The following is a 22,229-nucleotide window of genomic DNA, read 5'->3' on the forward strand; positions in this document are numbered from 1 at the left end:
CCGGTCTTCACGGATGGCCAAGGGTGCTGCAGGCCAGCCCCGGAAAATCAGTGATGATGCTGTCCGCGCCAAAGTCGGCCAGCCGGCGCATCAGCGCCGGTTCGTTGACCGTCCACACCGACACGTGCAGCCCCTGCTTCTGCGCCTTCAACAGGCGCTCCGGGGTGCACAGGGTCCAGTTCAGTGCCAGCAGCTCGCAACGGTAATGCCGGGCAATCTTCAGCGGATCAAGCCAGGCATACTCGGCGATCAGGCCGCAGGGCAGCTCCGGGGTCAGCCGGTTCAGCGCGCGCAGGACTTCCCGCGAGCTGGAGGTGACGGTGACCTTGTCCTGCAGGCCGAAGCGCGTCACCAGTGCCTTGATCGCCAGCACGCTGCGGGCCGCGCGGATCCGCGAGGCGCTCTTGACTTCCAGTTGCCAGTGCTCGAACGGGCATTGCTCGAACAGCTCGGCGAGGCGCGGGATCGGACAGGGCTGATGCCAGCCGGGACCGCCTGCGCGGGCGTCGAAGCTAGCCAGCTCGGCAGCATCATGCTGCGCCACCCGGCCGCGGTGGCCGGTGGTGCGCTTGAGCGTGGGATCGTGGATCACCATCAGTTCGCTGTCGCGGGACAGGTGCAGGTCCAGCTCGCAGCGGCGCACGCCGTGTTCCAGGCAGCGCTGGAAGCTGGCGAGGGTGTTTTCCGGGGCTTCGCCCTTGGCGCCGCGGTGACCGTAGATCACTGTCATGGCTGTTCCTGTGGTTGTCGGCTGAATGATCGCCAGCAAGGCTGGCCGCGCGTTCCCGGGCAACCGGCGACTGGCCGTGGGTCAAGGGCTGCGCAGCCCGCCGGCCACTTAAAATCCAGTGCCATCGTGTCCTCTATACGGTAGTATTCGCCGCCACCATTGCTGTCTTGTGTCGGCAAGCCAGGTCCGCGGCGGCGAAGATTTTTCGAGTGTAAAGCCGCCGGCCAGCGCCCGCCACAAGGATGTATTTCCCTCTGCGAACCAGTCTCTAAATGTTCAGACCCCTGTCCGTCTTCATTGGCATGCGCTACACCCGTGCCAAGCGTCGCAGCCATTTCATCTCGTTCATCTCCCTGACGTCCATGCTCGGCCTGGCCCTCGGCGTCATGGTGATGATCCTGGTGCTGTCGGTGATGAACGGCTTCGACCGCGAGTTGCGCACGCGCATTCTCGGCATGGTGCCGCATGTGGCGGTGCAGTCGTTCAAGCCGATCCGCGACTGGCAGGCCCTGGCCGGGCGACTGGGCCAGCATGCGCACGTGCAGGCGGTGGCGCCGTTCGTGCAGAGCCAGGGCATGCTCAGCCATGACGAGCAGATCCTGCCGGTGATGATCGACGGCATTGATCCGGCCGAGGAAGCCAAGGTCTCGGTGATCGGCAACTACTTCCGCGCGGGCAGCCTGCAGAGCCTCCAGCCGGGCGCATTCGGCATCCTCCTCGGCACACTGGCGGCCGAACGCCTGGGGGTGAAGGTTGGCGACAAGGTGACCTTCATCGCCCCGGATGTGGTGGTGACGCCGGCGGGGCTGTTTCCGCGGATGAAGCGCTTCACCGTGGTCGGCCTGTTCAAGGTCGGCGCGGGCGAGCTGGATGGCGGCCTGGCGCTGGTCCATATCAGCGATGCCGCGCGCCTGCAGCGCTGGAAGGCCAGCGATGTGCAGGGCCTGCGTTTCAGGCTGGATGACCTGTTCCAGGCCCCGCAGGTCGCCTGGGAGCTCAGCCGCGAGCTGCAGGATCAGGATTTCTACAGCCGCGACTGGACCCGCTCGCACGGCAACCTGTACCGCGCCATCGGCATGCAGAAGGCGATGATCGGCCTGCTGCTGTTGCTGATTGTCGCGGTCGCCGCGTTCAACATCATTTCCACGCTGGTCATGGTGGTCAACGACAAGCGTGCTGACATTGCCATCCTGCGTACCCTGGGGCTGACGCCACGGCAGATCATGGCCACCTTCATGGTGCAGGGCACCATCATCGGCGTGGTCGGGACCCTCGCCGGGGCGCTGCTGGGGATTCTCGCGGCGCTCAACGTGAGTGCCGCGGTGGCCTGGCTGGAAGGGCTGCTGGGCACGCGCTTTCTCAATGAAGATGTGTATTTCATCAGCTACCTGCCATCGCAGTTGCTGTCTGCTGACCTGATCATGGTCTGCTCGGCGGCCTTGCTGCTGAGTTTTCTTGCCACCCTGTATCCGGCCTGGCGTGCGGCGCGCACCCAGCCCGCGGAGGCTTTGCGTTATGAGTGAGATGGCCGTCCTCAGCTGCCGTAACCTGGGCAAGCGTTATGAAGAAGGTCCGCAGTCGGTGGAAGTGCTGGCGGGCGTCGAGCTGGAGCTGCTGGCCGGCGAGCGCGTGGCGATTGTCGGCAGCTCCGGTTCCGGCAAAAGCACCTTGCTCAACCTGTTGGGTGGTCTGGATAACCCGACCCAGGGCAGTGTCTGGCTGGATGGCCAGGACCTGGCGCGCCTCAGCGAAAAGGATCGCGGCCTGCTGCGCAACCGTGCGCTGGGCTTCGTCTACCAGTTCCATCACCTGTTGCCCGAGTTCAGTGCGCTGGAAAACGTCTGCATGCCGCTGCTGATCGGCCGCACGCCGATCCCGCAGGCCCGCGAGATGGCCGCCGCCCTGCTCACGCGGGTCGGTCTGGGTCATCGCCTGCAGCACAAGCCGGCCGAGCTGTCCGGCGGCGAGCGGCAGCGCGTGGCGATTGCCCGGGCGCTGATCAACCAGCCCAAGCTGGTGATGCTCGACGAGCCGACCGGCAACCTCGACCAGCAGACCGCGCTGGGCATCCAGGAGCTGATGCTCGAGCTGAGCAGTTCGCTGCACACGGCCTTCCTGGTGGTCACCCACGAGCCACGCCTGGCGCAGCAGATGGATCGCATCCTGCGCCTGGAGCAGGGCCGGCTGGTGGTGGCCTGACATGTATCGCCCCCTGAGCATCTTCATCGGCACCCGCTACACCCGGGCCAAGCGCCGCAATCAGTTCATCTCGTTCATCTCGCTGACCTCGATGATCGGCATGGGCCTGGGGGTGCTGGCGATGATCGTGGTGCTGTCGGTGATGAATGGCCTGCAGGAGGAGATGCGCACGCGCATCCTCGGCATGATCCCGCACGCCACCCTGTCCGGCAGCGCGCCGTTGCGCGACTGGCAACAGCTGGCGCAGCAGGCCCGGCAGAATCCCCAGGTGCTCGCCGCGGCGCCGCACACCGAGATTCAGGGCATGCTCTCGCGCAAGGGCGTGATGCAGCCGGTGCTGGTCAGCGGCGTGTTGCCCGAGGCCGAGGAAAAGGTCTCGATCCTCGCCGAGCACATGCAGCGCGGCAGCCTGGCGGCGCTCAAGCCCGGGGCGTTCGGCATCCTGCTCGGCGAGACCAGTGCGCGGCGCTTTGGCGTGCAGGTCGGTGACAAGGTTTCGCTGATCGTGCCGGAAGCGACCAAGGGCTCGGCGACCATCACCCCAAGGCTGCAGTCCTTCACCCTGGTTGGGGTGTTCAAGGTGGGTGCCGAGCTGGACAGCTCGCTGGCGCTGATTCACGTCGCCGATGCGGCGCAGCTCAAGCGCTGGCCGCTGGATCAGGTGCAGAGCGTGCGCCTGACCCTGCAGGACCTGTATCAGGCGCCACAGGTGGCGGCGCAGATCGCCAGTGGCCTGGGCCAGGGCTTCAGCGCGACCGACTGGACCAAGACCCAGGGCAGCCTGTTCCAGGCCATGCAGATGGAAAAGACCATGATCGCCTTGTTGCTGCTGCTGATCATTGCGGTGGCGGCGTTCAACATCGTTTCCACGCTGATCATGGTGGTGGCCGACAAACGCACCGACATCGCCATCCTGCGCACCCTCGGCATGACCCCGCAGCAGGTGATGGCCGTGTTCATGGTGCAGGGCTCGGTGATCGGCCTGGTCGGGGTGCTGACCGGCGGCGTGCTCGGCGTGCTGCTGGCGCTCAACCTGACGCCCTGGGTGTCGGCGCTGGAGAACCTGCTCGGGGCGCGGATTTTCAGCGGCGACCTGTATTACATCAGCTACCTGCCGTCGCTGCTGGAATGGCGTGACGTGCTGCTGGTGTGCTCCGCCGGCTTGCTCCTGAGCTTCCTGGCGACCCTCTTGCCGGCCTGGCGCGCCTCGCGTACACCGCCGGCCGAAGCCATGCGTTACGAATAGGCAAACACGCCTTTTGCAGCCATAGTTGACCCGGAGAAACGGATTTCTCGGGGTTGACGCCGATGCGCACCGGATTGCTTGCACTCGCCGCAGGGCTCCTGTCCCTGCGCTTCCTGCCTGACCTGCCACCCACCTGGCTGCTGCTTTGCCTGCCAGTGCTGGGCCTGATGCTGTTGCCCTATCGCAGCTACCCGCTGGCTTTGTTTCTGTTCGGCTTCAGCTGGGCCTGCTTGTCCGCGCAGTCGGCCCTTGACGAGCGCCTGAGCCCGGCGCTGGATGGCCGCACGCTGTGGCTGGAAGGCCGCGTCAGTGGCTTGCCGGAGCAGGCCGACGGCGTACAGCGTTTCCAGCTGGAACAGGTCGGCAGCCGGCGTCAGCGGTTGCCGTCGCGCCTGCGGCTGGGCTGGTATGGCGGGCCACCGGTGCATGCCGGTGAGCGCTGGCGGCTGGCGGTCAAGCTCAAGCGGCCGCGCGGGCTGGTCAATCCGCAGGGCTTCGATTACGAGGCCTGGTTGCTGGCGCAACGCATCGGTGCGACCGGCAGCGTCAAGGCCGGTGAGTTGCTGCAGCGGGCCAGCGGCGCGGGCGGCTGGCGCGATGCCGTGCGCCAGCGGCTGCTGCAGGCGCCGGCACAGGGCCGTGGCGGCACGCTGGCCGCGCTGGTGCTGGGCGATGATTCCGGCCTGAGTGCGGCGGACTGGCGGCTGTTGCAGGACACCGGCACGGTGCACCTGCTGGTGATTTCCGGCCAGCACATCGTGCTACTGGCGGGGCTGCTGTATGCGCTGGTCGCCGGTCTGGCGCGCCTGGGGCTCTGGCCGCCGCGAATGCCCTGGCTGCCGGCGGCCTGCGGCCTGGCGTTTGCCGGCGCCCTGGGTTACGGCCTGCTGGCCGGTTTCGAGGTGCCGGTGCGGCGGGCCTGCGTGATGCTGGCGGTGGTGCTGCTCTGGCGCCTGCGTTTCCGTCATCTGGGGGTGTGGACGCCGCTGCTGCTGGCACTGCTGGCAGTGTTGCTGGTCGAGCCGCTGGCCAGCCTGCAGGCGGGCTTCTGGCTGTCCTTCGCGGCGGTGGCGGTGCTGGCGCTGGTATTCAGCGGCCGCCTGGGTGGCTGGCGCTGGTGGCACAGCTGGTGGCGCGCCCAGTGGGCGCTGAGCCTGGGCCTGCTGCCGCTGTTGCTCGCGCTGCAGCTGCCGATCAGCCTCAGCGCGCCACTGGCCAACCTGCTGGCGGTGCCCTGGGTCAGTGTGCTGGTGGTACCGCTGGCGTTGCTTGGCTGCCTGCTGTTGTCACTGCCGCCACTGGGCGACGCCTTGCTCTGGCTGGCCGGCGGCTTGCTGGTCGTATTGTTCGAGGTGCTCGGGGCGCTGGCGCAGCTCAGCCCGGCCTGGATCTTTCCGGCAGTCCCGCTGTGGGCCTGGCTCTCGGGAATGGCTGGTGTGCTGCTACTGCTGCTGCCGGCGGGCGTGCCTCTGCGCTTGCTGGGCCTGGCGTTGCTGCTGCCGTTGTTGTGGCCGCCGCTGCAGTCGCCCCGGCCTGGCCGCGCCGAGGTCTGGGTGCTGGATGTCGGGCAGGGGTCGGCGGTGCTGGTGCGCACCGCCGGGCATACCCTGTTGTACGATGCCGGACCGCGCAGTGGTGATTTCGACCAGGGAGCACGCACGGTGCTGCCGGCATTGCGGCACTTGGGCATCCGCCGCCTGGACCGGCTGCTGCTCAGCCATGCGGATGCCGATCACAGTGGCGGCGCACCGGCCGTCTTCGCCGGGCTGCCGGTGGCGCAGGTGCTCAGTGGCGAAGCCGCGGCCTTGCCGCCGCAGCTGAATGCACAGGCCTGTGCGGAGGATGCCGGCTGGAGCTGGGATGGCGTGCAGTTCCGCCTGTGGCGCTGGCCGCAGGCACCCGAGGGCAACCCCTCATCCTGTGTGCTGCGCGTGCAGGCGCACGGCGAGAGCGTACTGCTCACCGGGGACATCGACCAGGCCGCGGAACGGGCCCTGCAGAAGTCGGGCTGGCCACTGCAGAGTGACTGGCTGCTGTCGCCCCATCACGGCAGCCGCAGCTCTTCCTCGCCGGCCTTTCTGCGGGCGGTCGGGCCGCAGGCCGTGCTGATTTCGCGGGGCAACCACAATCCCTATGGCCATCCGCATCCACTGGTCATGCAGCGTTACCGCCAGCTCGGCCTGACTGTTCATGACACGGTGCTGGAAGGGGCGCTGCAGATTGATCTGGGCGCCAGGCAGGCTGTACGCGGAATGCGCAATGAGGCACGTTTCTGGCGGGAAAAATGAGTGCCCGGCTGGTCGGCGCGGGGTCGCCCCTATGCTAGAGTGGCGCGAAATTTTTACAGAGGGATGCGCCACCGTGTGGGAACTGGTCAAGTCGGGCGGCTGGATGATGCTGCCAATCATACTGAGTTCCATCGCGGCTGCCGGCATTGTTGCCGAGCGGCTCTGGACCTTGCGTGCCAGCCGGGTCATGCCGCCCCATCTGCTCGGTCAGGTGTGGTTGCTGATCAAGGAAAAGAAGCTCAATGCGCAGAAGCTCAAGGAGTTGCGCGCAGCGTCGCCGCTAGGCGAGGTGCTGGCTGCCGGGCTGGCCAATACCCGGCACGGCCGCGAGATCATGAAGGAGTGCATCCAGGAGGCCGCGGCCCGGGTCATTCATGACATGGAGCGCTACCTGAATGCACTGGGCACCATAGCCGCGATGGCGCCGATGCTCGGCCTGCTTGGCACCGTGCTGGGCATGATCCAGATATTCAGCGCCTTCATGGGCGCCAACATGGCCAATGCCTCGGTGCTCGCCGGCGGTATCGCCACGGCACTGATCACCACGGCAGCCGGCCTGATCGTGGCGATCCCGGCGCTGTTCTTCCACCGTTTCCTGCAGCGGCGGATCGAAGAACTGGTGGTGGGCATGGAGCAGGAAGCGATCAAGCTGGTGGAAGTGATGCAGGGTGACCGGGATGTCGATCTGGGCAACCCGCCGTCAGCCCCTGCGCCCAGGCAGGCAGCGAAGGCCGAGCCGCGCAAAGAGGGCCGCAAAGCGTGAAGTTCCGGCGCAAGGAGCGGGATAACGTCGATATTCCGCTGATTTCCCTGATCGACGTGGTGTTCATCCTGCTGCTGTTCTTCGTGGTCACCACCACCTTTACCCGCGAAACCCAGCTCAAGGTCGAGTTGCCCGAAGCCAGCAGCGGCACGCTCCCGGAACCTACCGAGCTGAAGCAGCTGGAAATCGTCATAGGTGCCGACAGCAGCTATCTGCTCAATGGCCAGGCGCTGCTGAAGTCCGACCTGGACAACCTGATGCGCGCGCTGCAAAAGGAGTCGGAGGGGGACAACAGTCTGCCGCTGATCATCAGTGCCGATGGCCAGGCGCCCCATCAGGCGGTCATCACGGCCATGGATGCAGCCGGCAAGCTGGGCTTTTCGCACCTGCGCATCACCACGGTCGAGCAGCCAGCGGCGCCGGCCAAGCCCTGACCATGGCCTTTTCCGAACGCCTGTTGCAGGCCTGGTACCGGGGACATCCGCTGCTGTTGCTGTTGCGCCCGCTGGAGCTGCTCTACCGCTGGGTGGTCGGCCGCCGGCGCCGGGCCTTCGTCGAAGGCCGTGGCGCGATTTACCGGGCCCCGGTGCCGGTCATCGTGGTTGGCAATATCACCCTTGGCGGCACCGGCAAGACCCCGCTGATTCTCTGGCTGATCGAGCATTGCCGCGCGCGCGGCTTGCGCGTGGGCGTGGTCAGTCGCGGCTACGGAGCCCTCCCGCCAGCCTTGCCCTGGCGGGTGCGCGCCGACCAGTCGGCCGCCGTCAGCGGCGATGAGCCGCTGTTGATCGTGCAGCGCACCGGCGTGCCGCTGATGATCGATCCGGACCGCGCCCGGGCCGTGCGTGCGCTGCTGGCCAGCGAGCCGCTGGATCTGATCCTGAGTGACGATGGCCTGCAGCATTACCGCCTGGCACGCGATCTGGAACTGGTGCTGCTGGATGCCGCGCGCGGCCTGGGCAACGGCCGCTGCCTGCCGGCCGGGCCGCTGCGCGAACCGGTCGAGCGCCTGCAGAGCATTGATGCGCTGCTGTGCAATGGCGCCAGCGACGATACGCCAACCACCTATGCCATGCAGTTGCAGCCGCGCGCGCTGGTCAATCTGCTCAGCAACCAGCCGGTGGCGCTGGAGCATTTCCCCGCCGGCCAGGTGCTGCATGCGCTGGCCGGCATCGGTAACCCGCAGCGTTTCTTCAACACCCTCGAAGCGCTAAACTGGCGCCCGCTGGTGCACGCGTTTGCCGATCATGCGGTCTACAGCGCCGCGGCGCTGCAGTTCGAGCCGCGCCTGCCGCTGCTGATGACGGAAAAGGATGCGGTCAAGTGCCGGCCTTTCGCCGGCCCGGACTGGTGGTACCTGGCGGTTGATGCACAGCTTTCGCCAGCCTTCGTGGCCTGGTTTGACCGCCAGTTGCAGCGCCTGCTCGTGCACTGATTCATCCCGCCCGGGCGCATGGGTGCCCGGGCCACTCTCAAGGAACCCGTCATGGACCCGAAACTACTCGACATTCTGGCTTGCCCGCTGTGCAAGGGCCCGCTCAAGCTCAGCAGCGACAAGTCCGAGCTGATCTGCAAGCACGATGCGCTGGCTTTCCCGGTGCGCGAGGGTATTCCGGTCATGCTCGAAGGCGAGGCACGCACCCTCAGCGTGGACGAGCGCCTGGATCAATGAGTAGCGCCTTTACCGTCGTCATTCCGGCGCGCTATGCCTCGACCCGCCTGCCCGGCAAGCCGCTGCAGGAGATTGCCGGCAAGCCGATGATCCAGCATGTCTGGGAGCAGGCGTGCAAGAGCGCTGCGCAGCAGGTGGTGGTGGCGACGGACGATGCGCGCATCGTCAGCGCCTGCGAGGCGTTTGGCGCCCAAGTGTTGCTGACCCGCGCCGAGCACAATTCCGGCACCGATCGCCTGGCCGAAGTGGCCACCCGGCTGGGCCTGGCGGCGGAGGCCATCGTGGTCAATGTGCAAGGAGACGAGCCGCTGATTCCACCGGCGATCATCGATCAGGTGGCGCGCAACCTGGCAGCCCACCCGGAAGCGGGGATCGCCACCCTGGCTGAGCCGATCGATGATGTGGAGGCCCTGTTCAATCCCAATGTGGTCAAGGTCTGCAGCGATATCAACGGCCTGGCGCTGACCTTCAGCCGGGCGCCGCTGCCCTGGGCGCGCGATGCGCTGGCGCAGGATCGCACGGTGCTGCCGGAGGGCGTGCCCTATCGCCGGCACATCGGTATCTATGCCTATCGTGCCGGGTTCCTGCATGACTTCGTGGCCTGGGGCCCCTGCCAGCTGGAAAATACCGAGTGCCTGGAGCAGCTGCGCGCGCTCTGGCGCGGCGTCCGCATCCATGTGGCCGATGCCCTGCAGTCGCCACCGGCCGGGGTGGATACCGCTGAAGACCTTGAGCGCGTACGGCGCTTGCTGGGTGCCTGAGAATCCACTTGCCGAGGTGTGCTGATGCGCGTGCTGTTCGTTTGTCTGGGCAATATCTGTCGCTCGCCGACTGCCGAAGGGGTGCTGCGCCACAAGCTGCGCGCAGCCGGGCTGGAGCAGTGGGTGCGGGTCGATTCGGCCGGGACCGGGGACTGGCATGTGGGCAAGGCGCCCGACCAGCGCACGCGCCTGGCGGCGCAGCGCCGTGGTTATGCCCTCGAGGACTTGCGTGCGCGCCAGGTCGAGCCGGCAGACTTTCAGCACTTTGACCTGATCCTGGCGATGGACCGGGACAACCTGGCCGACCTGCAGCGCTTGCGCCCGGCCGGCGCGCCGGCTGCGCTCGACCTGTTCCTGCGCCGCTACCAGCTGGCCGTGGATGAAGTTCCCGATCCCTATCACGGCGGCGCGGCGGGCTTCGAGCAGGTGCTGGACCTGATCGAGCAGGCCTGTGACGGCTTGTTGCAGGAAATCAGGGGGCGCCTGTGAGTCTCCTGGTGCAGCAGGACGTTTCCCTCAAGCCGTTCAATACCTTTGCGGTCGAGGTGCGGGCGCGCTGGTTTGCCGAGGCGCACAGCGAAGCCGAGGTGCGCGCGGCCCTTGTCGAGGCAGAACGGCTCGGCGTGAATTTGCTGGTGATCGGCGGTGGCAGCAACCTGCTGCTGACCCGCGATGTCGACGCGCTGGTACTGCGCATGGCCAGTCGCGGCCTGCGCGTGCTGGGCGAGCAGGGCGGGCGGGTGCTGGTCGAGGCCGAGGCGGGCGAGCCCTGGCATCCCTTCGTGCAGTGGACGCTGCAGCAGGGCTTGCAGGGGCTGGAAAACCTCAGCCTGATTCCCGGCACCGTAGGCGCTGCGCCGATGCAGAATGTCGGGGCCTACGGGGTGGAGGTCAAGGATTGCTTTGCCGGTCTCACCGCGCTGGATCGGCGCAGCGGTGAACTGCGCGACTTCAGCCTGGAAGAGTGCCAGTTTGCCTACCGTGACAGCCGCTTCAAGCGCGAAGCCGGGCGCTGGCTGATCCTGCGTGTGCGCTTTGCCCTGCAGCAGGCCGGCACGCTGCAGCTGGACTACGGTCCGCTGCGCCAGCGATTGACCGAGATGGGCGTGGCCAGCCCGACGGCCAGCGATGTCAGCCGCGCGATCTGCAGCATTCGCCGGGAAAAGCTGCCGGATCCCGCACAGCTCGGCAATGCCGGCAGTTTTTTCAAGAATCCGCTGGTGCCGGCTGCATTGGCTGAGCAGATCCGTGCGCAACATGCGGATCTGGTGGCGTATCCGGCCGGCACCGGGCAGGTCAAGCTGGCGGCTGGCTGGCTGATCGACAAGGCTGGCTGGAAAGGCTTTCGCGAGGGTGATGCCGGCGTGCACCGCTTGCAGGCCTTGGTGCTGGTCAATTACGGCAGCGCCACTGGGCCGCAATTGCTGGCCCTGGCCCGGCGCATCCAGGCCGACATTTTCCGGCGCTTTGGCGTCGAACTGGAAATGGAGCCGAACCTGCTCTAGCTGCGCTCAGTTCCAGCCGAGCGTCAGCGCGGCCAGCAGCAGATAGCGCCCGGTCTTGGCCACGCCGACCAGCACGGTGAAGCGCCAGAGCGGCTCGCGCAGGACGCCGGCGATCAGGGTGAGGGGGTCGCCGACAACCGGCAGCCAGCTCAGCAGCAGCGACCAGTGGCCAAAGCGGCGATAGCTGCGTTCGGCACGCTGCAATTGCTGCTCACTGGCGGGAAACCAGCGGCGGTCACGGAAATGCAGCAGGTAGCGGCCCAGCAGCCAGTTCAGCATGGAGCCCAGCACATTGCCGGCGCTGGCGATGCCCAGCAGCCACCAGATGGCTTCGCGGTCGGCGAGTAGCAGGCCGACCAGCAGCGCCTCGGATTGCACCGGCAGCAGGCTGGCAGCCGTGAAGGCGCTGATAAACAGCCCGAGGTAATGCGAGAGTTCCAGCACGGGTTGGCGCTCTTGGTCCGGTAGTGGTGGTGCAGGCAAGCAAGTGAGCCCGGCAGGACTGTGGGTTAACATTCTGCCGCCCGGGCGGTGTTTCCGGAAATGAATTCGCTACAAGGAGCGCAGGGCTTGAAATTGTTCAGTTGTGGTGCCGCTGACGGTCAGCTGGTGGTGTATTTTCACGGGGTGCCGGGAGCGCCAGCCGAGTGCGCGCTGTTTGATCTTCAAGGCCAGGTGGACGGCCTGAGTTTCGTCTGCCTGGACCGCTTCAGTGCGGACAGTTCCTTGCGCGGCGAGGCTTACTATCGCGCGCTGGCGGCGGAGATTCTCGCCTGTGCCGGCACGGCGCAGGTGCATCTGGTGGGCTTCTCCATTGGTGCCTTTGTCGCGCTGCAGGTCTGCAGGCATCTGCCGGATCAAGTGGCCAGTCTGAACCTGATTTCAGCGGCGGCACCGCTGGAGGCCGGTGACTTTCTGCAGGGCATGGCCGGGCGGCAGGTGTTTTCGCTGGCGCGCCGGTGGCCCATGCTGTTCCGCCTGCTTTCCCGCTGGCAAGCCGTGCTGGCGAAGTTTGCGCCAAAGCTGCTGTTCAACCTGCTGTTTGCCAGTGCGCAGGGCGCTGACCGCGAGTTGAGCGCCGATCCGGAGTTTCAGGCGCAGAGCATGGCGCAATTGCGCAGCTGCTTTGCCGGTCGGCTGGCGGGCTATGTGCGCGAGGTGTGCAGCTATGTCCTGCCATGGGCGGCAAGCCTTGCGGCAGTCACGGTAAACACCAGGATCTGGCAGGGGGCCGAAGATAACTGGTCGCCCCAGGGTATGGCCGAGTATCTGCGGGCAGCGCTGGCGGGTGGCGAACCGGTGGTGCTGATGCCTGGCCTTTCCCATTACAGCTGCCTGCAGCAGGCAGTTCCGCTGGTCTGTGCGGCGATTCGGCAGGGTGCCTGAACATTAGTGGCCGAATGATTTCCTGCAGAAAGCAAAAAGCCCGTCAATAGACGGGCTTTCCTTTTGCGGCTGCTTCAGTGGATCAAACCTGCGGTTTGCTCTCGTCTTCAGCGGCCTCTTCAACGGCTGCAACGGCAGGCTCGTTGTCCAGCGCCAGAGAAGTCTGCTCGACTACCGGGCTCGGCTCTGTTTCTGCTGCGGGCTCGGCTTCGGTTTCAACAGCGGCAGCGCTCCCGGTTGCCGGTGCGGGCACTTCTTCGGCTACCACCACGGCTTCCGCTGCCACCGGGGTGGCCTCGGCCTGGGCTGCAGCTTCGCGGGCCAGACGCTCGGCTTCCAGACGCTGGCGACGCCGCTCGCGCGGATCGTTGAGCGCGCGGCCGGTTTCCGGGTCGATTGCGGCAGCGCTTGGTGTTGCTGGCGCTTCGGCTACAACCGCTGCCGGTGCTGCAGCTACCACCTCGGCTGCTTCAGCTCCGACTTCGGCGGCAACGCTGACAACGGGCTCGCTGACCACTTCTGGCGCTACTTCCGGTGCAGGTTCTGCTGCTTCGCTCTCAGGGCTGACAACCGCAGTTGTGGCTGCTTCTGCCGGCTCGGTTGCAGGCTCGGCAACGCTGCTGACGAGTGCTTCGGCTACTGCGGCGACTGCGGCGACTGCAGGTGCAGCAACGGCGGCAACCTGCGGTTCGCCAGCTTCGGCTTCCACAGCTTCGGCGGCTTCATTGTTGTCGTCCGGCCCTTCGACACCGGCTTCACGCTGGCGATCACGGCGGTTGCTGCGACGACGCTGACCGCGCGAACGGCGGCGTGGGCGGTCACCCTCGGCACCCTCTGCGTCTTCAGTGGCTTCATCCTGCAGCAACTCTTCGTTCGGCAACTCTTCCTGGGCAGCCGCTGCGGCCTGTTCGGCACGCGGCTCACGCAGTTCGCGTGGCGGACGCTCGCCGCGCTCGCGCCGTGGTGGCTGCTCCTGGGCTTCCGTGGTTACGGCCGGGCGCTCTTCGCGTGGTTCGCGTGGTTCGCGAGGCTCACGGGCTTCACGTGGCTCGCGCAGTTCACGGGGCTGGCGCTCTTCACGTGGCGCGCGGGGTTCGCGGGCTGGCCGCTCGCCACGTGGCGCGCGGGCTTCCTGGCCTTCTTTGGCTTCGCGGGCCGGACGCTCTTCGCGTGGCTTGCGCTCTTCGTCACGGTTGCGCCCTTCGCTGCTACCGCCCCGACCATCGCGGCGCCGGCCCTGCGGGCGATCGCCACGCGAACGGTCGCTACGTGGGGCGCGCTCGCTGCTGGGTTTTTCCGCGACCACCGGTGCGGCTTCTTCCTGCTTGCCGGCAAACAGGCTGACCAGGGACTTGATCATGCCTTTGAACAGGCTGGCCTCGGGTTTGTGTGCCGGGGCCTGCGGCGCTGGCGCTGCGACAGGTGCGGCAGGTGCCGGACGCTCGGGGGCCACGGTCTTGACTGCCGCTTCCTGGCGAACCAGGGTGCGGGTTGCGCTGGCTGGCTGGGCGTCTTCGACTTCGGTCGGGGTCATTTCGTAGCTCGATTGACCGCTCTGCACTTCCGGGCTGTCGTCGCGCAGGCGCTGCACTTCGAAATGCGGCGTTTCCAGATGGTCGTTCGGCAGGATCACGATGCGTGCGCGGGTGCGCAGTTCGATCTTGGTGATGTTGTTGCGCTTCTCGTTGAGCAGGAAGGCAGCCACCGGGATCGGCACCTGGGCACGCACCTCGGCAGTACGGTCCTTCAGGGCTTCTTCCTCGATCAGGCGCAGGATGGCCAGCGACAGCGACTCGACGTCACGGATGATTCCCTGGCCGCTGCAGCGCGGGCAGACGATGCCGCTGCTTTCGCCCAGCGAGGGACGCAGGCGCTGGCGGGACATTTCCAGCAGGCCGAAGCGCGAGATGCGCCCGACCTGGATGCGCGCACGGTCGGCTTCCAGGCATTCGCGGACACGGTCTTCCACGGCGCGCTGGTTCTTCGCTGGGGTCATGTCGATGAAGTCGATGACGATCAGGCCGCCGATGTCGCGCAGGCGCAGCTGGCGGGCAATCTCTTCGGCGGCTTCGAGGTTGGTCTGCAGGGCGGTTTCTTCGATGTCGCCGCCCTTGGTGGCGCGGGCCGAGTTGATGTCGATGGACACCAGGGCCTCGGTCGGATCGATCACGATCGAGCCGCCGGAAGGCAACTGCACCACGCGCTGGAAGGCGGTCTCGATCTGGCTTTCGATCTGGAAGCGATTGAACAGCGGCACGCTGTCTTCATACAGCTTGATCTTGCTGGCGTACTGCGGCATCACCTGATTGATGAAGCTCAGGGCTTCTTCCTGGGCTTCCACGCTGTCGACCAGGACTTCACCGATGTCCTGGCGCAGGTAGTCGCGGATGGCGCGGATGATCACGTTGGATTCCTGATAGATCAGGAACGGCGCCTTCTGGTCTTCCGAGGCATCCTTGATGGCTTTCCACAGCTGCATCAGGTAATCCAGGTCCCACTGCATCTCTTCGCTGGAGCGGCCGAGGCCGGCGGTGCGGACGATCAGGCCCATGTCGGCCGGGGTGTTGAGGCCGTTCAGGGCTTCGCGCAGTTCGTTGCGCTCTTCGCCTTCAATGCGGCGCGAAATGCCGCCGGCGCGCGGGTTGTTCGGCATCAGCACCAGGTAGCGGCCGGCCAGGCTGATGAAGGTGGTCAGGGCCGCGCCCTTGTTGCCACGTTCTTCCTTCTCGACCTGGACGATGACTTCCTGGCCTTCCCTGAGTACGTCCTTGATATTGACGCGCCCTTCGGGAGCCCTGGAGAAGTATTCGCGGGAGATTTCCTTGAGCGGCAGGAAGCCGTGACGCTCGGAGCCGAAATCGACGAAGGCGGCTTCGAGGCTGGGTTCTACGCGGGTTATCTTGCCTTTGTAGATGTTGGCTTTTTTCTGCTCGCGGGCGCCGGATTCGATATCCAGGTCATAGAGCTTCTGGCCATCTACCAGAGCAACACGCAACTCTTCGGGTTGAGTTGCGTTTATCAGCATTCTTTTCATGTTGTACCAATGGTTTCCGGGGCTGCCGGAAACGGCGTTTGGCACACACGACTTTCGCGGTCGGTGTCAGGTGCGCAGCAGAAGCGGCATGCCGCTTCCGTGTCTAGCGATAGTCGGCCGTCAAGGCCGGATCGCGACAGCATCTCCTGCAATCTGTTGTGCAAAAACAAGTTGTACAAACAGAAGCAAAATCAGTCAGGAGGAGGAATCAACCATCGGTAGCGGACGAGATGAAGCGTCTTGATAAAGCCTTTGCTACGCAATCCGACAGTTGTGCATCTCCACCCTACACGTATCCATTGAAAATCGGGTGCCGCTCGCAGAATCCGCAGCGGGTTACATTTACCGCGATCACTCCACTGAGTGTCGCGCGTCATGGCTTAAGGCTTGGTTTCCGGAATTTCGCGACAGTTCGGCGGATTTTCCGTGGGACGGCCAGGCGTCCTGAATGGCTTGCAGGTGACGGGGATGCTGCGATTGGCACTCATCCGCGAACCAGGCCGCTTTTGGCGACTTCCGGAATATAGCAGCAATCATTAAGTGCTTCAATTACCTAAAAATTGTTATCATCCGCAAATGAATAATCCTGACTCTCCGATTACCGGTGTCCAGTTGCTCGAGGTTGCACCGGAGCTCGCCGGGCAGCGCATCGACAACTTTCTGCGCACCCAGCTCAAGGGTGTTCCGAAGACCCTGATCTACCGGATCTTGCGCAAGGGCGAAGTGCGGGTGAACAAGGGGCGGATCAAGCCGGAATACAAGCTGCAGGCCGGTGACGTGGTGCGCGTTCCGCCTTTGCGCCTGGCCGAGCGCGACGAGCCGGCGCCACTGGCGCAGGGCTTGCTCGAGCGGCTGGAAGCGGCAATTGTCTACGAAGACAAGGCGCTGATCGTGCTCAACAAGCCGGCCGGTATTGCCGTGCACGGTGGCAGCGGCTTGAATTACGGGGTGATCGAGGCTTTCCGCCAGTTGCGTCCGGATGCCAAGGAGCTGGAGCTGGTGCACCGGCTCGATCGTGACACGTCCGGCCTGCTGATGATCGCCAAGAAACGCAGCATGTTGCGTCATCTGCACGAGGCGCTGCGCGGTGATGGTGTCGACAAGCGCTATCTGGCGCTGGTGCGGGGTAGCTGGCCAACGGCCAAGAAGCAGGTGCGGGCGCCTTTGATGAAGAACAACCTGCGTTCGGGTGAGCGCATGGTTGAAGTGAACGTCGAGGGCAAGGATGCATTGACCGAATTTCGCGTGCTGCGCCGGTTTGGCGACTTTGCCACCCTGGTCGAGGCCAGCCCGATCACCGGGCGCACCCATCAGATTCGCGTGCATGCCAAGCACGCCGGGCATTCGATTGCCGGCGACAGCAAGTATGGCGATGAAGAATTCACCCGTGAGATACGTGAGCTAGGCGGCAAGCGCCTGTTCCTGCATGCCCATTCGCTGCGGGTGAAGCTGCCGGATGGTGTCGAGTTGCTGGTCGAGGCGCCGGTTGACGAGATCTGGCAGCGTACCCTGGAGCGTCTGGGTGCGTGAGTATCAACTGCTGATCTTTGATTGGGATGGCACGCTGGTTGACTCGATCGGACGCATTGTCGCTGCGTTGCGCCGGGCTGCGGAGGCCTGCGAGTTACCCCAACTGAGCGAGGAGCGGTTGAAGGGCATCATAGGCCTGGGTATGGTCGAGGCGATCGATTGCCTGTACCCCGGCTTGCGGGCGACGCCGTTGGTCGAGCGTTTTCGTACTACCTATGGTGAGCACTATCTGGCGCTGGAAAGTCAGCCGTCCGCGTTGTTCCCAGGGGTGGCTGCGGCTCTCGAGGCGTTTCGTGCGCAGGGTTACCGGTTGGCCGTGGCGACCGGCAAAAGCCGCAGCGGACTGGACAAGGTGCTCGCGGGGCGGGGCTGGTTGGGCTATTTCGATGTCACCCGCTGCGCTGACGAGACGGCCAGCAAGCCTGATCCGCGCATGCTGCATGAAATTCTTGCGCATTGCCGGGTGCGGCCCGAGCGAGCGCTGATGGTAGGCGATTCGCTGTTCGACCTGCAGATGGCCCGGCAGGCGCAGGTGGATTCCGTGGCGGTTGGCCATGGCGCGCAGTCACTGGCAGTCTTGCAGGCAGAGGCGCCAGCGCTGGCGATTGGGCATTTTGACGAGTTGCGCGCCTGGCTCGGTTCGGGCGGCAAGGATTATTCGAGGGGGTTTGGCTATGAGCGATGAGAAGAGCTGGCAATTGCTCGAGAAGGTAGTGCTTGCCGGGGTGCAGGAGCAGCGTCGCGCGCGGCGCTGGGGGATATTCTTCAAGGCCCTGACACTTCTCTACCTGTTTGTCGCGCTCGCCATGTTTTCGCCGCTGATGGACTTCGAGAAGCAGGCGGCGCGCACTGAGAATCATACGGCGCTGATCGAGGTGCGCGGCATGATTGCGGACAAGGAGGAAGCCAGTGCGGACAATATTGTCACCAGCCTGAGGGCTGCCTTCGAGGACAGCAAGACCAGGGGCGTGGTGCTGCGTATCAACAGTCCGGGCGGCAGTCCGGTGCAATCGTCCTACGTGTACAACGAGATACGTCGTCTGCGTGCCGAGCATCCGCAAATCAAGGTTTACGCGGTGATCACCGATCTCGGGGCGTCCGGGGCCTACTACATAGCCAGTGCAGCCGATCAGATTTACGCCGACAAGAGCAGTCTGGTCGGCTCGATAGGCGTCACCGCATCCGGTTTCGGCTTTGTCGGGGTAATGGAGAAGCTTGGCGTTGATCGGCGGATTTATACCTCGGGTGAGCACAAGGCGTTCCTCGATCCGTTCCAGCCACAGAAAGAGGATGAAACCATCTTCTGGCAGGGCGTGCTGGATACCACCCATCGGCAGTTCATTGACAGCGTCCGCCAGGGGCGTGGGGAACGGTTGAAGGTCGAGGGGCATCCCGAACTGTTCAGTGGCCTGATCTGGTCTGGCGAGCAGGCGCTGGCTCTGGGCCTGATCGACGCCTATGGCAATGCCAGTTCAGTTGCGCGCGAAGTCATTGGCGAGAAGGAAATCGTCGACTATACGGTGCGCGAGAGCCCCTTTGACCGTTTCGCCAAGCGCATTGGCGCCAGTGTGGCGCAGAACCTTGCGCTGTGGATGGGCTTCCAGGGTCCGGCATTGCGCTGACCAGCAGCTGTCCGGAAGGCTTCAGGGAACTGAAATGCCTTCCTCGAGCAGCATGTCGACCAGTCGTATCAGCGGTAGCCCGATCAGGCTGGTCGCATCGTTGCCCTCGGTGCCGCGAAACAGGCTGACGCCCAGGCCCTCCGCCTTGAAGCTGCCGGCACAGTCGAAAGGCTGCTCGGCCTCCAGATAGCGCCTGATGCGCAGTTCATCCAATTCGCGGAAATGCACGGTGAAGGGGATGCAGTCGACCTGGCAGCGATCCTTGGCGCTATTGAACAGGGCCAGTCCGGTCAGGAACGTCACGCTGCGGCCGCTGGCGGCCAGCAGTTGCGCGGTTGCGCGGCGCAGGTCATGCGGCTTGCCAAGAATCAGTTCGCCCAGCACGGCAACCTGATCCGAGCCTATGACAAGGTGTTGTGTATGGCTGGCACCCACTGCGCGGGCTTTTTCTTCGGCGAGGCGGCACACCAGTTGTATCGCGGATTCGTCCTGGCGTGGCTGTTCATTGATGTCTGGGCTGCAGCAGGTGAAGGGCAGGCGCAGGCGCTGCAACAGTTCGCGGCGATAAGTTGAGCTGGAAGCGAGTACGAGCGGCAGCATGATGGCCCCTTCAGGAATGCCTGGAGAGTCTATCGATCTGTGGCCAGAAGTTGAATTTGTTTTGACAGCGGAGGGGGGCATCCATAGAATGTCGCGCCTATGTTGAAAGGCCCTATTCCATCTCACGTTGATCCGCGCAAGCTAGCTGATCGTGCTGCCATCCTTGAGGGTGAGCTGCCTTTCGAAAGCCTGCCGCGTTTTAGCGAGCCACTGGCAGACAAAGCTGGTGTCGTTCGGGCGAAATTCGTTTTCGAACGGGCAGAGCGTAGAGCCGCAGTGATTCGCTGCGAGCTGGATGCCGAGGTCAAGATGGTATGCCAGCGTTGTCTTGAGCTGGCGGTGCTGCCTGTACATGTCGAAAGCTCCTTCCAGGTTGTCAAGGAAGGCGCTACCGACATCACGGTACCGAAAGGTTATGAAGCACTGGAAGTAGGTGAAGAGTTGCTGGATTTGTTGACCTTGGCGGAAGACGAGCTGTTGCTCGCTTTGCCCATCGTTCCGCTTCACAGCTCAGAAGATTGCCAGCAGTTGGCGGGTTTTGATGAACCCGATCCAGAGCCGGACGAGGTTTCGCGGTCCAACCCGTTCAGCGTACTGGCGCAGTTAAAGCGTGACCCAAACGTTTAGGAGTTAATCAGTTATGGCTGTTCAGCAGAACAAAAAATCCCGCTCTGCCCGTGATATGCGTCGTTCCCACGATGCTCTCGAGGCTAACGCTCTGTCGGTTGAGAAAACCACTGGCGAAGTTCACCTGCGCCACCACGTATCGCCAGAGGGCGTTTATCGTGGTCGCAAAGTGATCGACAAGGGCGCTGACGAGTAATCCTTGTCCGCTCCAGTCATCGCGATTGATGCAATGGGCGGGGACTTGGGTCCCCGCTGCATTGTTCCGGCCAGTATCGCCTGTCTGGCTGAGTTCCCTTCGTTACACCTGGTCCTGGTTGGCCAAGCCCCGTTACTTCAGAGTCTGATCGCCAGCAATCCGGCGGTGGATTCCGCGCGCCTGCGAATCGAGCATGCCAGTGAAGTCATCGGCATGGACGAGCGTCCTGCGCAGGCTTTGCGTGGAAAGCCGGACGCCTCGATGCGGATCGCTCTTGAGCTGGTGCGCAGCGGTCGCGCCAATGCCTGCGTCAGTGCCGGCAACAGCGGTGCGTTGATGGCCTTGTCGCGCTACCTGCTGAAGACCCTGCCAGGGATTGATCGTCCTGCCATGATCAGTGCGGTTCCAACTGCCCGGGGTCTTTGCCATCTGCTGGATCTGGGTGCCAATGTCGATTGCAGCGCCGAACACCTGTATCAGTTTGCCGTCATGGGGGCAGTGGCCGTGGAGGCGCTGGGTGTCGCCAACCCGCGGGTCGCTCTGCTCAATATAGGTACCGAGGACATCAAGGGTAATCAGCAGGTCAAGCTCGCAGCCAGCATGCTGCAGCAGGCCCCGGGGCTGAATTATGTGGGTTACATCGAAGGTGACGGGGTTTATCGAGGCGAGGCTGATGTGGTTGTGTGCGACGGCTTTGTCGGCAACATTTTTCTCAAGTCCAGCGAAGGCCTGGCTACGATGATTGCCGGGCGTGCCCAGACCCTTTTCTCCGAAAGCCTGACTTCACGCCTGATCGGACGCCTTGCGTCGCCACTGTTGAAACGCTTGCATGCCGAACTGGCCCCGGAAACCCATAATGGTGCCAGTCTGCTTGGGCTGCAGGGCATCGTGGTGAAAAGCCATGGCTCCGCCGATCAGCAAGGCTTTCGCAGCGCGTTAAGGTTGGCGTTTGCCGAGATTCGCGCAAATTTGCCACAGCGACTGCATGGCCGGTTGGAAGATCTATTGCTGTAGTAACGTGTGACGTCTTTTGGCAAGGCGCCATCCAAGTGTCAGTTTGTTGCTTCCGTCGGGTACGGAAGCACTTTTGCAGCCCATCGCTCAAGGAGATGCATCAGATGTCCGCATCCATTGCTTTCGTTTTTCCCGGTCAGGGTTCGCAGTCGCTAGGCATGCTTGCCGAGCAGGCCGCGCAGCACCGGCTGATTGCGGATACTTTTGCCGAAGCATCGGCTGCATTGGGCTACGACCTCTGGTCTTTGACCCAGCAAGGTCCCGAAGAGTTGCTGAACCAGACCGACAAGACCCAGCCGGCGATTCTGGCGGCCTCGATTGCGCTCTGGCGCCTCTGGCTGGCAGAAGGGGGCGCACGTCCGGCATATGTTGCCGGGCATAGCCTGGGCGAGTATTCGGCATTGGTGGCTGCAGGTAGCCTGGGATTTGCCGATGCACTGCGCCTGGTCGAATTGCGTGGCCAGTTGATGCAACAGGCCGTCCCCGTCGGGCAGGGTGGAATGGCGGCCATCCTTGGCCTGGAAGATGTGGATGTCATTGCGGCCTGTGCCGAAGCAGCACAGGGTGAGGTGGTCAGTGCGGTCAACTTCAATGCGCCGGGCCAGGTGGTGATTGCAGGTTCGGCCTCGGCAGTCGAGCGCGCCATTGAGGCTTGCAAGGCTCGTGGGGCAAAGCGTGCCATGCCGCTGCCGGTCAGTGTGCCATCGCATTGTGCCTTGATGAAGCCGGCCGCCGAGCGCTTTGCCGCTTCAGTCGAGGCGTTGCTCTGGCAGGCCCCGCAGATTCCCCTGGTACAGAATGTCAGTGCGGCAGTTGTCGCTGATCTGGCTAGGCTGAAGAGCGATTTGCTGGCGCAGTTGTACAGCCCGGTTCGCTGGGTGGAGTCAATGGTCTGCCTGGCCGGGCTCGGCGTCACCGAACTGGTCGAGTGCGGGCCGGGCAAGGTGCTCGGTGGCTTGAACAAGCGCTGTGTCAAGGGCATTAATACCCATAGTCTGGAAACCCCGGATGCTTTCGCGGCTGCTCGAGCAGCGCTGGCCTGATAAGGAGAAACCC

At 64.4% G+C, this 22,229-nt stretch carries 23 protein-coding genes; 19 read left to right on the forward strand and 4 right to left on the reverse strand.

Features of this window, described 5'->3' with window-relative positions; all coding sequences use genetic code 11:
- Positions 1-7 precede the first annotated feature (7 nt).
- Positions 8-730 carry a glycerophosphodiester phosphodiesterase gene (locus tag ISX93_RS14735; protein WP_195779504.1) on the reverse strand — a complete coding sequence of 241 codons (723 nt, stop codon included), beginning with the start codon at positions 728-730 and terminating at the stop codon, positions 8-10.
- A 272-nt stretch (positions 731-1,002) separates the two neighbouring features.
- Between ISX93_RS14735 and ISX93_RS14740 the strand changes: the two genes are divergently transcribed.
- The 11 genes from ISX93_RS14740 to murB all read left to right on the forward strand — a co-directional run bounded on the left by ISX93_RS14740 (position 1,003) and on the right by murB (position 11,164).
- Entirely contained in the window at positions 1,003-2,253 is a 1,251-nt protein-coding gene (locus ISX93_RS14740) for a lipoprotein-releasing ABC transporter permease subunit (protein ID WP_195779505.1), read from the forward strand.
- Positions 2,246-2,929, forward strand: coding sequence for a lipoprotein-releasing ABC transporter ATP-binding protein LolD (lolD, locus tag ISX93_RS14745; RefSeq protein ID WP_195779506.1), 684 nt, complete (start codon positions 2,246-2,248; stop codon positions 2,927-2,929). Before ISX93_RS14740 ends, lolD begins: the two co-directional genes overlap by 8 nt.
- 1 nt (position 2,930) lies before the next feature.
- Positions 2,931-4,175, forward strand: a complete 1,245-nt coding sequence (locus ISX93_RS14750) for a lipoprotein-releasing ABC transporter permease subunit (protein WP_195779507.1) — start codon at positions 2,931-2,933, stop codon at positions 4,173-4,175.
- 62 nt (positions 4,176-4,237) lie between these two features.
- Entirely contained in the window at positions 4,238-6,463 is a 2,226-nt protein-coding gene (locus ISX93_RS14755) for a DNA internalization-related competence protein ComEC/Rec2 (RefSeq protein ID WP_195779508.1), read from the forward strand.
- Positions 6,464-6,536: 73 nt separating this feature from the next.
- Positions 6,537-7,226 carry a MotA/TolQ/ExbB proton channel family protein gene (locus ISX93_RS14760; RefSeq protein WP_195779509.1) on the forward strand — a complete coding sequence of 230 codons (690 nt, stop codon included), beginning with the start codon at positions 6,537-6,539 and terminating at the stop codon, positions 7,224-7,226.
- The gene (locus tag ISX93_RS14765; protein WP_195779510.1) at positions 7,223-7,660 is read left to right on the forward strand and encodes an ExbD/TolR family protein; all 438 of its coding nucleotides are present in this window, start codon (positions 7,223-7,225) and stop codon (positions 7,658-7,660) included. The genes ISX93_RS14760 and ISX93_RS14765 overlap by 4 nt, the downstream gene beginning before the upstream one ends.
- 2 nt (positions 7,661-7,662) lie before the next feature.
- Complete coding sequence (gene lpxK, locus ISX93_RS14770) at positions 7,663-8,661, forward strand: tetraacyldisaccharide 4'-kinase (RefSeq protein WP_195779511.1); 999 nt, start codon at positions 7,663-7,665, stop codon at positions 8,659-8,661.
- 51 nt (positions 8,662-8,712) lie between these two features.
- A complete protein-coding gene (locus tag ISX93_RS14775) occupies positions 8,713-8,898 on the forward strand; it encodes a Trm112 family protein (RefSeq protein WP_195779512.1) in 186 nt (61 codons plus the stop codon).
- Positions 8,895-9,659 (forward strand): 3-deoxy-manno-octulosonate cytidylyltransferase, encoded by a 765-nt coding sequence (gene kdsB / locus ISX93_RS14780; protein WP_195779513.1) that lies wholly within the window; start codon positions 8,895-8,897, stop codon positions 9,657-9,659. Before ISX93_RS14775 ends, kdsB begins: the two co-directional genes overlap by 4 nt.
- A 24-nt stretch (positions 9,660-9,683) precedes the next feature.
- Positions 9,684-10,148: a low molecular weight protein-tyrosine-phosphatase gene (locus tag ISX93_RS14785; RefSeq protein ID WP_195779514.1), complete on the forward strand. Its 465-nt coding sequence runs from the start codon at positions 9,684-9,686 to the stop codon at positions 10,146-10,148.
- Positions 10,145-11,164, forward strand: a complete 1,020-nt coding sequence (gene murB / locus ISX93_RS14790; protein ID WP_195779515.1) for a UDP-N-acetylmuramate dehydrogenase — start codon at positions 10,145-10,147, stop codon at positions 11,162-11,164. The genes ISX93_RS14785 and murB overlap by 4 nt, the downstream gene beginning before the upstream one ends.
- A 6-nt stretch (positions 11,165-11,170) precedes the next feature.
- On the opposite strand, the gene ISX93_RS14795 is transcribed toward murB, so the two are convergent.
- Entirely contained in the window at positions 11,171-11,608 is a 438-nt protein-coding gene (locus ISX93_RS14795) for a YqaA family protein (RefSeq protein WP_195779517.1), read from the reverse strand.
- Positions 11,609-11,734: 126 nt separating this feature from the next.
- Between ISX93_RS14795 and ISX93_RS14800 the strand changes: the two genes are divergently transcribed.
- A complete protein-coding gene (locus tag ISX93_RS14800; RefSeq protein ID WP_219841033.1) occupies positions 11,735-12,550 on the forward strand; it encodes an alpha/beta fold hydrolase in 816 nt (271 codons plus the stop codon).
- 82 nt (positions 12,551-12,632) lie between these two features.
- Here the strand turns inward: ISX93_RS14800 and rne are convergent, their stop codons facing one another.
- A complete protein-coding gene (gene rne, locus ISX93_RS14805; protein WP_195779521.1) occupies positions 12,633-15,584 on the reverse strand; it encodes a ribonuclease E in 2,952 nt (983 codons plus the stop codon).
- 576 nt (positions 15,585-16,160) lie between these two features.
- Between rne and rluC the strand changes: the two genes are divergently transcribed.
- The 3 genes from rluC to ISX93_RS14820 are packed head-to-tail and all read left to right on the forward strand — an operon-like array spanning position 16,161 to position 18,736.
- Positions 16,161-17,114, forward strand: a complete 954-nt coding sequence (gene rluC, locus ISX93_RS14810) for a 23S rRNA pseudouridine(955/2504/2580) synthase RluC (RefSeq protein WP_195779523.1) — start codon at positions 16,161-16,163, stop codon at positions 17,112-17,114.
- Positions 17,107-17,799 (forward strand): HAD-IA family hydrolase, encoded by a 693-nt coding sequence (locus tag ISX93_RS14815; protein WP_195779525.1) that lies wholly within the window; start codon positions 17,107-17,109, stop codon positions 17,797-17,799. The genes rluC and ISX93_RS14815 overlap by 8 nt, the downstream gene beginning before the upstream one ends.
- On the forward strand, positions 17,789-18,736 hold the full coding sequence (locus ISX93_RS14820) for a S49 family peptidase (protein ID WP_195779526.1): 948 nt from the start codon (positions 17,789-17,791) through the stop codon (positions 18,734-18,736). Before ISX93_RS14815 ends, ISX93_RS14820 begins: the two co-directional genes overlap by 11 nt.
- Positions 18,737-18,757: 21 nt before the next feature.
- On the opposite strand, the gene ISX93_RS14825 is transcribed toward ISX93_RS14820, so the two are convergent.
- On the reverse strand, positions 18,758-19,336 hold the full coding sequence (locus ISX93_RS14825) for a Maf family protein (RefSeq protein ID WP_195779527.1): 579 nt from the start codon (positions 19,334-19,336) through the stop codon (positions 18,758-18,760).
- 99 nt (positions 19,337-19,435) lie between these two features.
- Between ISX93_RS14825 and ISX93_RS14830 the strand changes: the two genes are divergently transcribed.
- From ISX93_RS14830 to fabD, 4 genes are all read left to right on the forward strand, one after another.
- Positions 19,436-19,963 (forward strand): YceD family protein, encoded by a 528-nt coding sequence (locus tag ISX93_RS14830; protein ID WP_195779529.1) that lies wholly within the window; start codon positions 19,436-19,438, stop codon positions 19,961-19,963.
- Positions 19,964-19,976: 13 nt separating this feature from the next.
- The gene (rpmF, locus tag ISX93_RS14835) at positions 19,977-20,159 is read left to right on the forward strand and encodes a 50S ribosomal protein L32 (RefSeq protein ID WP_009406838.1); all 183 of its coding nucleotides are present in this window, start codon (positions 19,977-19,979) and stop codon (positions 20,157-20,159) included.
- 3 nt (positions 20,160-20,162) lie between these two features.
- On the forward strand, positions 20,163-21,173 hold the full coding sequence (gene plsX / locus ISX93_RS14840) for a phosphate acyltransferase PlsX (protein ID WP_195779531.1): 1,011 nt from the start codon (positions 20,163-20,165) through the stop codon (positions 21,171-21,173).
- A 104-nt stretch (positions 21,174-21,277) separates the two neighbouring features.
- Entirely contained in the window at positions 21,278-22,216 is a 939-nt protein-coding gene (gene fabD, locus ISX93_RS14845) for an ACP S-malonyltransferase (RefSeq protein WP_195779538.1), read from the forward strand.
- Positions 22,217-22,229: the final 13 nt, after the last annotated feature.

The organism is Pseudomonas sp. N040, from assembly GCF_015637705.1.
Classification (GTDB): domain Bacteria; phylum Pseudomonadota; class Gammaproteobacteria; order Pseudomonadales; family Pseudomonadaceae; genus Aquipseudomonas.